Source organism: Mariniblastus fucicola (genome assembly GCF_008087665.1).
GTDB classification, from domain to species: Bacteria; Planctomycetota; Planctomycetia; order Pirellulales; family Pirellulaceae; genus Mariniblastus; species Mariniblastus fucicola.
This window is the reverse complement of the sequence record NZ_CP042912.1, coordinates 6447864-6460423: the sequence shown is the minus strand read 5'-3', so window position 1 is coordinate 6460423 and position 12560 is coordinate 6447864. Positions and strand designations below refer to the sequence as shown.

Annotated in this window: 9 protein-coding genes; 4 read left to right on the top strand and 5 right to left on the bottom strand. The window is 51.4% G+C overall.

Annotated features, from left to right (window positions below):
• Nucleotides 1-49 precede the first annotated feature (49 nt).
• Both MFFC18_RS24245 and MFFC18_RS24240 read left to right on the top strand, forming a co-directional pair.
• The gene (locus tag MFFC18_RS24245; protein ID WP_075085845.1) at nt 50-511 is read left to right on the top strand and encodes a mobile mystery protein A; all 462 of its coding nucleotides are present in this window, start codon (nt 50-52) and stop codon (nt 509-511) included.
• Nucleotides 508-1098 (top strand): mobile mystery protein B, encoded by a 591-nt coding sequence (locus tag MFFC18_RS24240; RefSeq protein WP_075085846.1) that lies wholly within the window; start codon nt 508-510, stop codon nt 1096-1098. Before MFFC18_RS24245 ends, MFFC18_RS24240 begins: the two co-directional genes overlap by 4 nt.
• A gap of 283 nt (nt 1099-1381) precedes the next feature.
• On the opposite strand, the gene MFFC18_RS24235 is transcribed toward MFFC18_RS24240, so the two are convergent.
• Entirely contained in the window at nt 1382-2389 is a 1008-nt protein-coding gene (locus MFFC18_RS24235; RefSeq protein WP_075085847.1) for a calcium-binding protein, read from the bottom strand.
• 923 nt (nt 2390-3312) lie between these two features.
• Between MFFC18_RS24235 and MFFC18_RS25880 the strand changes: the two genes are divergently transcribed.
• Both MFFC18_RS25880 and MFFC18_RS24225 read left to right on the top strand, forming a co-directional pair.
• The gene (locus MFFC18_RS25880) at nt 3313-3813 is read left to right on the top strand and encodes a transposase (protein WP_390621695.1); all 501 of its coding nucleotides are present in this window, start codon (nt 3313-3315) and stop codon (nt 3811-3813) included.
• A gap of 191 nt (nt 3814-4004) precedes the next feature.
• On the top strand, nt 4005-7469 hold the full coding sequence (locus MFFC18_RS24225; protein WP_075085850.1) for an SHD1 domain-containing protein: 3465 nt from the start codon (nt 4005-4007) through the stop codon (nt 7467-7469).
• A gap of 213 nt (nt 7470-7682) precedes the next feature.
• On the opposite strand, the gene MFFC18_RS24220 is transcribed toward MFFC18_RS24225, so the two are convergent.
• From MFFC18_RS24220 to MFFC18_RS24205, 4 genes are all read right to left on the bottom strand, one after another.
• Nucleotides 7683-9011: a Gfo/Idh/MocA family protein gene (locus MFFC18_RS24220; RefSeq protein ID WP_075085851.1), complete on the bottom strand. Its 1329-nt coding sequence runs from the start codon at nt 9009-9011 to the stop codon at nt 7683-7685.
• A gap of 125 nt (nt 9012-9136) precedes the next feature.
• Nucleotides 9137-9664, bottom strand: a complete 528-nt coding sequence (locus MFFC18_RS24215; RefSeq protein WP_075085852.1) for a hypothetical protein — start codon at nt 9662-9664, stop codon at nt 9137-9139.
• 11 nt (nt 9665-9675) lie between these two features.
• Nucleotides 9676-11325 carry an amidohydrolase family protein gene (locus tag MFFC18_RS24210; RefSeq protein ID WP_157665219.1) on the bottom strand — a complete coding sequence of 550 codons (1650 nt, stop codon included), beginning with the start codon at nt 11323-11325 and terminating at the stop codon, nt 9676-9678.
• The gene (locus MFFC18_RS24205; protein ID WP_075085854.1) at nt 11315-12550 is read right to left on the bottom strand and encodes an amidohydrolase family protein; all 1236 of its coding nucleotides are present in this window, start codon (nt 12548-12550) and stop codon (nt 11315-11317) included. Before MFFC18_RS24205 ends, MFFC18_RS24210 begins: the two co-directional genes overlap by 11 nt.
• Between the last annotated feature and the right edge of the window lie 10 nt (nt 12551-12560).

The following is a 12560-nucleotide window of genomic DNA, read 5'->3' as shown; positions in this document are numbered from 1 at the left end:
TATGTTTATGTATGCATAGTATGGCATTTGTCAATTGATAGGTAGGCGCATGAGCATCAAAGCGGTCATAGCTCGTCAGCTTCGAGAGAATGTGAACGAAGCTCGAAAGCAATTTGGACAAGTGGAAACCCCATCTGGGGGTTGGCTGCGCACGGTGCGCACAGCGCTTGGAATGTCTGGTGCTCAGCTTGCACGAAGAATGGGAATAACCCGCGGGGCGATTTCGCGCAGTGAAAAGGCAGAAATTGAGGGAGCAATAACCATCAACACAATGAAACAGATTGCGGCAAATATGAATTGCCGTTTTGTGTACGCCGTAATTCCAGACCGAGATGTAGAAGAAATTATTGAACATCGAGCGCGCGAAAAAGCTACAGAACTAGTCAATCAAGCCGGTGTTCACATGGCCCTTGAAGCCCAAAACCTCACGAATCAACAAATGGAAAAACACATCGAACAAGTTGTGAACGACCTACTGGCAAGGCCCTCAAGCTTGTGGAACGAAGAATGAGTAAGATCGTCGGCGAACCCTACGGCGCAACACCGCTTGATCCAGATGAACTTAAAGGTCTGAAGCACAAGCACGTAAGGACGCGGGGGCAACTTGATGAATTGGAGCAATTCAATATTCAAGAGGGGTTAAAGTGGCTCAATCAACTGAAGAAGGTGGAGCTATTTTGCGATTCATTTGCGCGTGAATTGCATGAAAAACTCTTTGGACAAGTTTGGGATTGGGCAGGAACATTTCGACTGACTGAAAAGAGCATTGGGATTGTTCCATACCAGATTCCTGTTCAGTTGCGTCAACTTCTCGACAATGCCCGTTATTGGGTCGAGCATCAAACATATTCCCCGCTAGAGTTTGCTGCGCGTTTTCATCATAAGCTGGTCTTCATCCATCCTTTTCCGAACGGAAATGGCCGACACGCCCGAATAATGGCTGACACGGTGCTTACTAAAGTACTTGGGCAAAAGCCGATAGATTGGGCAGGTGGGTTCGACATTCAAAGAATGTCAAGTCGCCGAACTCAATACATTGAAGCTCTTCGCGCTGCAGACGGTGGTGATATTGGGCCACTGTTGGCGTTCGTTTCCTAACCCGTGCCGACAGGATAAGGTACCGCGGTCCATAAATGTTGGCCCGATCTTACGCAACTTGGGCGCGCGATCATATCGTTCTGACTCGCCCGGTCAGACTTCGGAGTTCGATCATCCGCTTCACCCGTCAAAAGCATCGTCGCAGTTTCCACATTGCCAACTTTTAGAATCGGCGGTGCCACGATGAATATGCGGCACATCGTGGCAATAGAAAAACCACTGGCATCGCTGTTTAGCAGATGCCAGTGGTTTTCACGTTGACGATGAACTTTGTAACGGCAGACTACCTCTTTCGTGAGGTCAGTTTGTCACCTTCGGCGACACTGAAGTCCACTACCTGATCGCGTTCCCATTCGGTGGTTTGACGCTGCAAATTGTGAATATCAAATGGCCCGCCTCGACCTGACGTGATCAAGTGGCTGCTGTAGACACGGTAAATGAATTCGTCTGCTCCTGCGCTCCCGACAAGCGTGTCGACGTTGCCGTCGTAGTCGCATCGCACAATGTCGTCGCCTTCTTGACCGTCAAGGTAATCCGTTCCGCCGCCGGCCAGTTTGCCGTTTTTTCCGTAGTCACCTAGCAAATCATCGTCGCCCGGGCCGCCGTAGAGATGATCATTGCCCCCGTCGCCAATCAGCCGGTCATCGCCGCTTCCGCCCACCACAAGATCATGACCCATTCCCGCATTGACGAAGTCATGTCCGGCACCAGCATTGATGCTGTCATTTCCCAAGCTTGTGCTGATATGGTCATCGCCCGATCCTCCTTCGACATAGTCATCACCATGTCCTGTATTAATTCGATCATTACCTTCACCTCCGAATACAAAAACGCCATTTGATTCAAAGATCGTGGCGGTATCATTGCCGCTCCCACAGAAGGCTTGGACGCTGCCCTCTGCAAGACAGTAAAGATAGTCATTCCCATCGCCGCTTTCGATCCACAAAGAAATGACACTCTCGGGTAGGTTGTCAATTTGGATTTGATCGATTCCGCCCTCAGAATAAATTTCTATCGAATCTACATCCTCAATGTCAAAATCTCTTGATCGTGTCTTCGCAGGATTCTCTGTGTAGACGTCTCCCATGTCTCGCCACTGGAGAATTTCGACTTCGATCTCGTCATCATCCAGCCATACATAAATGAAATCCACTGTCCAATCGCCTTCGATCGTCAGCACGCCATCGTCAAGATCGATGTCGTTATCGATGCTTTGGGCATGTGTGGCAGCTGCCGTAAACAGGGCAGCGATCAGAAAAAGTGCAGTGCTGAATATTTGAGTCGTTTTCATCGTTCGTCTCCGGTTCGTGTGTTGGTTTCCTCGTCTAAGGAAACAGCGGGAGACGTAGAAGATTGTTACACCGTTTTTGCAAATTCTTTCTGAATCGATAAAACACGGCAATTTGCGACTGATATCGGGGCAATGAATAAGGGGGCAGGCTACTTAATTGATTCGCGGTCGACTCACTCGCTTGCGCATCGTGCTTGTATTGCGGATTCGAAGAAAAAGGTGCCAAAGAAGAATAAGGTCCAAGAGCCTTCGATTACGGTCATGTCGCCGCAGTCATTTTCTGACAGGATTTACATGATGAAACATGATCCATTCGCAGTTGCACGGATTGGCGTCTATTCGCGTTCATGCGGCTAACTTTCCAGGCTCAACCCTTTCGAAAAGACGTGCGCTGAACTTTCGTGGTTTTGGTGTCTTTCGTGGTCAAATCTTGACACACTTTGTTTGCGGTGTGGGTAACCCTTCACGGGCTGTGCTGACAGGATTAAAAGGTGGGCTCGCGCGTTGGCGACCGCACAACGTCCTGTCAAAAAGGGCTGCCGTATCGAGCAACACGAGAGATTGAAAATACGAGCCCGAAGCGTTGCCGACCTTTGGTCGCCTGCGAGTGGTTTGACTGCGCAAAACGCATGCTCGAACTCGGCCCATTCTTTGACGCAAGAACAGCTCTGGATTCACTGTTGGCCAAGTTGCCGAAAATGGAACGCGAAAACGACCTGAAGCCAGACTTGATGGCGCGGACGAACCACTCGCTGGCGCTTCGGGCTTGTATTTCGTGGTTGCTAACCACTCGCAGGCGACCAAAGGTCGGCAACGCTTCGGGCTTGTATTGGCCGAGTCCGCCAATGATGGAAGAAAGAGAGGATTGGATACAGCAGAAATCGAGGCTTGTCCGCCAGCGTTGGTGCAACTTAAAGGCTACGATGCGGGCATGGACAAACCCGTTTTCAACTGGTGAACCGCTCGCCTATTTCCTGTCGTGGACGACTTACGGAACGTGGCTTCCCGGCGATGAGAGAGGATGGAATCGCAAAGGTGAACATGAGTCACTTCCGTCGAATATGGCAAGGGAGGAGTCAGCCATCGGGGACTTAAATGAACCTCCATTCTTACTCACTCCCACCGATCGAAGTCTTGTTGAAACGACGATTCGGAAGCATTGCGAGATACGCGGTTGGAAGTTGCATGCTGTTAATGTTAGGTCAAATCACGCGCATGTCGTGGTAATTGATCCCCAAACCAGACCGGAAACGACGGTGGCTCAGTTTAAGTCATGGTGTACGAGAAAACTAAAGCCGAATCATCCGGATCGTAAGCGATTTTGGACCGAAGGTGCGAGCACACGATGGATCAATGAGGATGCTGGATTAGCGAGTGCGATCGAATACACGTTGGAGGCTCAGGGTCGGAATGGTGTGGAGTGACCTTGGTGAGTGAGAGCTGAAATGCCAGCCCGAAGTATAAGTTCATCCCGGAACACATTCCTTGGAAACTCGAACCGGGAACGGTAGCGTAGAACGTTTCGTTGTCCCGTTTCTTTGCTGAACGTGCAAAACGCCACAACTGCAATTAGAATTTCGAACAGCGAAATAAATCCTCATTACCAGCTCAAAGCATGAAACTCAACAAACAGCATGGAGCCGCGCTCCGAAACGACTGGTTCGAATTGATCTTTTTTGAAAATCTGAAAGTGCGAAGTTCATTCTCAAAGTCCGCGCGGCTGGCATTGGGGTTTTGCCTCGCGATTCATTTCCTTTTTGCCTGCGATTTACAGGGGCAAGAATTCAAAACGTGGACCGATCGGACCGGAAAATTTAGTGTCGAAGCCAAATTCCTCGCTGCAGAAAACGGCAAAGTTGTTTTGCTGGATCGCACCGGTAAAAGAATCACGGTTGCAATCGATCGGCTCAGCGCCACTGATCGCACAGAGATCGAAAAACTGCAAGGCGATCCCTTTGAACTTCAAGACTCACCAAGCGTTGAAGCGGTTCGTTCTGTGACATGTGTCATCTGGTCTGAATTTGAAGGAAAGTCTCACGCGTCTGCTGGCATGGTTTTCTTCAAGGACGAAGAGTTTGCCTTTGCTTCGTTTGAGGCTGAGCGTGGCAGGCGATATTCAGGAAGCTGCAAAGTCGTATTGATCGATGAGTCGGGAAACGAGAAACGGGTCGATGGCGAAATGTGGGAGGCCGAAGGACCGACTCAGAGTGTGACCGTCAAATTCGACTCCCGTCATGTGACCAACACATTGTTGGATCTGCCAATTGCCGAATGTGAACAAGGCATGAACGTTCAGATCGTTGGGACGGAAATCGCTCGAGGTCAAAACTCGGATTCGGTCGCGCCGATGACTTTCGAGGGCAAAATCACGAAGATCTTTCGAGGCAGAGACAATTCAATTGAACGCGTGCAAATGGATTCGAAAGATTTCAAGATTGACCGTCTCGCATTGGTCATCAATGCCAACGGTGCCTTTGTCGGAATTCCCGGAAATCTTCCACGCGGTTCGACCACCAGAGAGTTATTTCCCGCGAGTATGATTCCTTCTTTGATTCCACCGCATGTGAGTTCACCCAAAGCACGACTCCTCAAGCAGGATGATGCGTTTGAGACATTCGAAATCGAAGGCTTGTGGTACGACTCGTGGCAAGCCGAAGCAAAAGAACTTTTGGTCTATCGCTATGACCACACCGAACGTGAAGTGTCAGAGTCATTGTTGCAGGGTCAATCTGGTCTTCGGCTGGAAACCAAAAAGGGAAAGTATCCGGCTTCATTTGTGGGCAAAATCAAGATCCCAACGAATGGTTCCAACGTAAAACGACTGGTGATTCGCTCGAAAAGAACCATCGGCGGCAAGGAGTTTTTCTCAAAACCAGTCACAATCAAAATGCCTCGGAAGCTTGCCGGGACCGACGCAAAAAACACGGGCAGAAAACCGGTTCGACCAAAAAATCGGGGGCGCTCAACGCGAATTCCGGTCATCAAGAAATCGTCACTTGTTCCTTTGACCGATACCGAGCGCACTGAACTGGAAGCCAACAAGGCCTGGGTTAAAACAGAAGCACCCAAACCCGCCGCAGAAAAGAAGTCGGCCATTGCCAAAGATACCGATCTGGGTGGGCTTGCTGCGAAGGAGATCAACGCTGCCATAAGTTGCGATCCCATTTGGTCAAAGGGTGGAACTGAGCTTTACTACTCAGACACCAGCGGAAAATTGATTCGCACCGAATATCCTTCTTTCGAGCAGACTCATGTTTTGCCGACGGGAACCAAGCCGGTGTCTATCGCGCTGGCCAACAATTGCGCGCTGACGCTTTCAGAAAAAGGCCAGGTTCTGATCGTTGATTCATCGGATCTGAAAGTGAAGCATCGTCTTGTCGCCAAAGGCGCCACTCAACTCGCGGCCGCGCCAACGAGCCGCTACGCCTATGCTGGAGGCGACAACGGGATTCAGGTGATCGACACGATGGCTGGACGCGTGGTAAGCATGTTGGAGTTTCCCGTTCTGGATGTCGCTGCGACTTCGGACGGCAAGTACCTGCTGACTTCATCGAAGCCTGGTCAGATCGGTCGGTTCGCCATTGAAGATGAACATTTGACGTTTGAAGAAACCAGCCAGCCACATGGAGGCAACCGTCCACTCTGTTTGTGTGCGGACGACAAGCACGTCGCGCTGCCGGGCGGATCGGCCAGTCGCGGCACCTTGCTGTTTTCGATTGACAACCTTCAGACGCCCAAACTGAAGCTCGAAGAAGGCGTTCGCGGACGCACGTTGGATATTGACCCTGCTTCCAAACGGATCTTACTTTGCACCAACGACTTTTCACTCATCGTGCTGGACTCAAAAGGAGTCAGGAATGCGAAATTCAAGGCGTCGGATTACAAATATCAAGTCAAAAGCTACGTGGCTCATCCGAGTGATGGAAGTTTGTTGATCCTTGGTGGCGACGTGTTCAACCAGTCGCAGGCTCAGCTGCTTGGCGTGCGTCTCGCTGGCAAGCCCGAGGATTGGAAAGTCGGCGACTCAAACGGCCTGCCCACGATTTCTTTTAGTACGCTTGACCCCGTCGATGTGGATGAGCCAATGATGGGCGACGAAGTTGGTATCGACGGCCCGGCCAAAGCCTTCGAGCTCAAACTGGATCGCTCCAAATTTGGAGAAGCACTGCCGATTTTCTCACCCAAGGGAGATCGTCTCTATTTGCTGGACCGGGATGGAGTCCTGTCGATGTATTCTGTGCCCGAATTTCGCAAGCTCAAAACGCTCAACACAGGACAGGGGTACGGTCGTGCCTTTACCATGACCCGAAGTGGCTTGCTCGTGGGCTGTCGTGCCAACGACTGCGTCTATCTGGTTGACAACGAGTCTTTGAAAATCAAGAAGCGGTTTTTTACTTCTTGCAATCTCGTTCTCGCGGGTTCACCAAAGTCAAAATACGCGATTGGGACGGGAACGACACCAAACCGGAAGAAAGAGATTTGCGTTTTTGATGTGAACAGGGGAAAGGTCATTTTTTCGGAGACTCAACGCGAATTCCTCGAAAGACAAAAGGAGAAGTTTCCGGAGAACGAGAACTTTCCGTTATCCGAAGTCATGACGATGTCGCCTGACGGCAAACATCTCTTCGTTTCTGCCGGGAGTCTCGCCCGCTATCGGGTGACACGGGATGGCCTGATGTTCGAAGAAGTCAGTCAGGCGTTCTGCGAATTCAGTCAGCCAGTCTTCGGCGGCAAATTGGTAGCCACTCCTGGGGGAAACCGTTGTCCGTTTAACAGTGACTGGCCAATCATTAACGAATCACACTACGTTTTCGCGATGGACAATCTTCAAAAGCCAAAGTTTGTAGTCGACAGCGGTGAAGAGGCCAGCACAATGACCTTTCACCCGAAAAGGCCACTGATCTACGCGCAGAACGACCAGCACCCTTTGATAATTTTCCGAACGGACGGGACGCGAGTGGATTCATGCACGTTTCACAATGAGCGCAAGTCTGACATCTTTCGTTTCTTCGTGTCGCCAAGCGGCAAAGGCATTCTTGCGCTATCGCATGACTGGACTTACTGGTTTGAATTGAAGTAAGGATTCGGCGCGGCTACTGTCGGATGGTCGCTGCCCGAGCAACGTCAACTCAATCGAATGGGAATGAGTCCGTGAGGTGTTGACCAGTGGAAGGTGGATCGCTCTGCCTTCGCCCAGTGAACTGACGCGGAAATTGCGTTCACTCGATTGGACGAGAGAATGGGTGCCAATCGCTGGGCGTCGATGGTTCAAATGCTTCGCCGTGAAAGGACGCTACCAACCAGTTCGATATGCTGGTCGCAACAGAGCATTCGCTTCTGCGACTTCGGTTCCATCACCGGAGAAACGGCACTCGTCAGCGTTCCAATTGAACTCGCGGTTTGGCCAACGATTGACAACCGTTCCCATCAGCACTGCTTCGGTCAACGGTCCGGCGTATTGAAAATGAGCCGTCGCTTTCTCTTTCTCGCCCAATGCCGCATCGATCCAGTCGTGAAAATGGTTTGCAGCAGCTACCGATTCAGGTAATTTCTCTACAACATTGCCCTCGCTATCGAACACAATCGGAGCAGCGATGTGCGGCAAAATCAGGCTGCCCTTGTCGCCGATGAAAACTGATCCCTGATGAGGCAACTCGACTCCATCCGGCAAGTGTTCCAGCTTCGTTGGCCGCATCGATCCGTTGTACCAGGAAAGCTTCAATGCGTCGGTCGTGTAGTCCGTACCTTTGAACTCGTACTCGACATGACTGATCAGAGCGAAGTTTTTCTCAAACGGTTTGGGGCCCAGCGATTTTACTTTTGTCGGACGCTTCAATTTCAGTGCCGTGAAAACCGGGTCAACAATGTGGCAACCCATATCGCCCTGCGTACCCGTCCCGAACGCCAGCCACTTTCGCCAATTGTTGCGATGGTAGTAGCCCTCGACGTAAGCCAGTTTTTCCGAGACGCCACAGTACAAATCCCAATCAAGATGCTCGGGCGCGTCCGAAGGATCGGTTCCTGTTACTTCACCGCCCCAGCCCTTGCCGGACCAGCTATGTACTTCGTTGACGGTGCCGATCAATCCAGATTGAATCCATTTCACAGCGGTGCGATAAGCGGGGTGCGAGTGAATCTGGATTCCCATCTGCGTCACCAGCTCCGGGTGAGCCTCAGCGGTGTCGGCCAACAAACGGCATTCGCCAATGTCCTGGGCCAGTGGCTTCTGCAGGTACACATGCTTGCCAGCTTCAATCGCCATTTTCGTAATCGGAGAATGCATATGATCCGGAGTCGCGACCAAAACCGCATCGAAATCGTCGGATTTTTCATCGAACATCGTGCGATAGTCCTGAAAGCACGCGACGTTTTCATTGAATTTCTTGCCGTTGGCAAAGAAGGTTTTGTCGACGTCGCAAACTGCGTTCAGCTCAAAGCCTTTGTGCGAACTCATCGCATTCAGGTCAGCCATCCCGCGTCCACCGATTCCAACGGCGGCCAATCGCAGTGTGTCCCGATTGCGAACAGAGCCGCCCACATGGAAGCCGGGTAGCATCGCTGCGACGGGCATGGCGGCCAAAGCAGACTTCAGCAAGTGACGACGATTCATTTTTTGGCTCATGGATGTACCCTGTTTAGTTTTCTCGATTCGACATTCAAATTGTAAAGCGAATAGAATTGATTCTTGAAATTGGCTTGGCTAGCGGAAGCAGCTTTCTCGGACAGTATTGCTCGAATCAAATCATTTCAATTAACAAAATCGCATTTGACCTCAACATCAGGTCGCAGCTCATTGAACGACTCGATGGATTCCGCGGGCACGGTCTGCTCCAGATGAAGCTTCTTCAGATTTGGGAGTGAAGCAAACGATTCGAACGTTCCATCCGGAAGGCTTGTGGTTTCAACAAAGATGGATTCAAGACGATTCAGTTTCTTCAGTGTTGCCAGAAACTCTTTCATGTTTTCACATGAGTACATTCCAAGTTCGCCGAGGTTTTCAAACTCTACGATGCGTTGAAAGGCAGGATCTGCGAGGTCCGCACTAACTAATACCAGCGAAGATGCCAGTCTTCCGCGTTCGTTGTCCGCAAGCATCGACAATAGCTCGCCGTCATACACCGATGTTTGACCAAGAGGATCCACGTCGGCGACAATCTTCTCGCGAAAACGCTGCCTTCTGATTTCACCGTTAGCAGACAAGCTCGCTAACGTCGCATAAATCAAAAGTACAACGCTGAGCACGCCAGCACAGACAACAAATAAAATTTGTTTCATGCACCAGCCAACTACTGATGATCGTGCAGCGGATAGACCTTGTCTTCATGCCGATCGTAGGCAACCTTGCCGGCGACGATGGCCTGTTCGACGTAGGTGCGGTAGTCCAGCGGCGAACCGTTGAGGATCAGAATGTCCGCGTCTTTGCCTTTTTCCAACGAACCAATGCGATCATCGAGCCCCAGCATGCGAGCCGGAGTAATCGTCATCGCCTTCAGCGCCGTACTTTCATCAGCACCGCCACGAACAGCGAATGCGGCTTCCAGCGGAAGGCTGGTCAGATCGCGTCCGCCCAAACCGCCCATGCTGATCGAGCTGCTGAGAGTGGCAACGGCGAAAGGAATTCCCTTCTCCTGAAAAATACCAGGCGATTCGACAAAGCTACCAGTTTCGTCTTCACGACCTTTGCGAGCACGACGACGAGAACGCGGCGTGTAGATGACTCCAACGCCAGCGGCTCCAAGCTTGTCAGCCAAAACCCAAGCTTCGATTCCGCCTTGAATCACGAGGTCGTAACCTTGCTCCATTGAAAGGTCGACCATATCGTTGATCTCGTCGACAGTGTTGGCTCGAACCAACATCGCGACTTCGCCTTTAAGTAGCTTGATCAGATTCGGATCCGGTTTAAGTTTTTTCTTGGCTGGCTTTTTTGAGTCTGTTTTCTTCGCTGACCCGGATTTGGAGTCGGCAGAAGACTGTTTTTTGGCGTCGGTAGACTTCGCAGCCGAGGCCGACTTCGATTTGGAATCAGTGGCCTTCTTTTCAGAGCCCGCTTTCTTTTCTGCTTCGATGGCTTCGCGAGCAAGTTGCAGATTCTTGCGGAAATTATGCTTGGCCAAAGCCCCGTTGAGTGCTCCAGGCGAGACGCTGTAAAAAACATCTTCGCTCATCAACATCGAATCGAGATCGCTGAAGCTCAGTTTCAACGCCGCCATTTTTCGTGGCTTGGGCGCCGCCGGTGGCTGTGACGTGATCGGTTCAGTTGGCAAAATGGGGAGGCCACAGCAGGGACACAGCGAAGTATTCAGGTCGCCAAAGTCCATCATGGCTTCGGTGACGTATTCTTCGATCGGTTCCTCCAGGCCAGGATACATCTCGACAGGAGCGCCTTCGGCTCGACGGCCGCGACGTCCTCCGCCGGAGGAAAGTTCAATGCAGCCGGATGTAATTCCAACGCCCAGTGCGTATTTCAGATTGCGATCAAACGGGTTGAGTCCGTCGACAAGTTTCTCTTTTCCAGAAGGTGTTTGCCCAACGCCAACACGGCTCATGCTGATCGCGACGAAACCGGGAGTGACCGTCTTGCCGGCGGCATCGATGACTTTGGCGTCTTCCGGAACTTTGACTGATTGGCCGATTTCCTTGATCTTTCCGTCTTCGACCAGGATCGTGCCTTTGCGAACGACAGGACCGGTCACGGTGTGGATATCGCCGCCGACGATCGCGACGACTTCGGGCTTTTCCTTTTGGTCTTTTTCGTCCGACTTTTCTTCGGCCTGAAGCGGCAGGCAAACAAGAGTCAGCAGGGCCAACGTGAGGGCCAAACGAAACAGCGGTAGCATAGGCCTCTGCCCTTTGAACTGCACGCCCGCAGGCAGGAAGCCTACGCCGCCAAAGCTGCGTTTCGGGCTGGTATTTGAATTATTGGCACTAGTTTTCATGGATCTTGTCTCCATTCAAAAAGACTTGCTGTAGACGGCTGCCTGTTTTCAGCGGATCGCCGTCAAAGACAAGGAAGTTGGCGTGTTTCTTTTTTTCCAGTGAACCGTGAGTCTTCTCAAGTCCCAACAGTTCTGCAGGTTTCATTGTAATGCTCTTGAGCGCGACGTCCCGATCAAGGCCGGTTTTTACCAACATCGCCACAGGAAACATGGGATCGTCCTGGCTGGCGGACAGTTGAGATTTGCTCAACGACATCGAGATGCAGAACGGAATTTCTTCTTCTGCCAGCATCTGAGAAACGTTCATCAGGTCTGCCGAAAAAGGGACGCGATCAATGCCAGGTTGCAAAACGACGGTCACGTTCTTGTTGTCCTTGATTTGCTTCAGTGACTGATAAAGGTTGGGGCCGGTGGCAACGAGAACCAGTTTCAGTTTCTCCTGCTTCTTAACGAATTGAAGCACATAAGCGACGGCGGCTTCGTTATTCACGTTGACGAACAGCGGTGATTCGCCTTTTTGAACAGCCTCCCAAAGCTTCTTGACCTCTTCCGCGGGAGTCAGCTTTTTTTCTTTGTCATCAGTGGCCGTTGAATCTTTCTTTGTCGGTTTCTTCTTCGACGGTTCGAGCGGTTTTCGAATCACATCCAACGCCGACGTTGAATTGGTGACCTTCGCGAACATCAACCCCTTCGGTTCGAACAGCATGTCAGCGTTGGCTTCCTCGGTCAGGTTTGCGAATGCGGACAGGCCGCGGCCGTCAGTGACCAGGTTCGCGGTTGTGATTCCAGTGCGTTTTGCGGCATTGAAATTCAGATTGTAGGGGTCGAAGTACTCTCCCACTCGAATGAAAGCACCCGCAGAGAATGGCCCGCCGCCAGCGACGTTGATTGTGCGACCGCGAAAGACCACAGTGCGTGTGGTGTTGGCGGAAGTGCTTTTGTAAACGTGATAGGGATCAACGATTCCGGGCATGATCGTTTTGCCCGACATGCTGACCAGCCTGGCATCGTCCGGGATTTCAACATCGGTACCGACATCTGTGATCTTGCCACCCGATACGACGATCGTTGCGTTCTCAAGACGTCCGGATTCGCCCAGCGTTTCGATCGTGGCACCGGTGTAAGCGACGCTTTGAGCATGAGCTGTAACACTGGTGACAGCCATGACTGCGAAGGCGGTCAACGCACATGCCGAAGCGGAAAAAATGTTGTTGATTGATTTCATATTTGAACCA

What these genes read in the sequence shown, in the direction of transcription:
- MFFC18_RS24245 (WP_075085845.1), top strand. Translation starts at nt 50, where the DNA reads ATGAGCATCAAAGCGGTCATAGCTCGTCAGCTTCGAGAGAATGTGAAC.
- MFFC18_RS24240 (WP_075085846.1), top strand. Translation starts at nt 508, where the DNA reads ATGAGTAAGATCGTCGGCGAACCCTACGGCGCAACACCGCTTGATCCA.
- MFFC18_RS24235 (WP_075085847.1), bottom strand. Translation starts at nt 2,389, where the DNA reads ATGAAAACGACTCAAATATTCAGCACTGCACTTTTTCTGATCGCTGCC.
- MFFC18_RS25880 (WP_390621695.1), top strand. Translation starts at nt 3,313, where the DNA reads ATGCGGGCATGGACAAACCCGTTTTCAACTGGTGAACCGCTCGCCTAT.
- MFFC18_RS24225 (WP_075085850.1), top strand. Translation starts at nt 4,005, where the DNA reads ATGAAACTCAACAAACAGCATGGAGCCGCGCTCCGAAACGACTGGTTC.
- MFFC18_RS24220 (WP_075085851.1), bottom strand. Translation starts at nt 9,011, where the DNA reads ATGAGCCAAAAAATGAATCGTCGTCACTTGCTGAAGTCTGCTTTGGCC.
- MFFC18_RS24215 (WP_075085852.1), bottom strand. Translation starts at nt 9,664, where the DNA reads ATGAAACAAATTTTATTTGTTGTCTGTGCTGGCGTGCTCAGCGTTGTA.
- MFFC18_RS24210 (WP_157665219.1), bottom strand. Translation starts at nt 11,325, where the DNA reads ATGAAAACTAGTGCCAATAATTCAAATACCAGCCCGAAACGCAGCTTT.
- MFFC18_RS24205 (WP_075085854.1), bottom strand. Translation starts at nt 12,550, where the DNA reads ATGAAATCAATCAACAACATTTTTTCCGCTTCGGCATGTGCGTTGACC.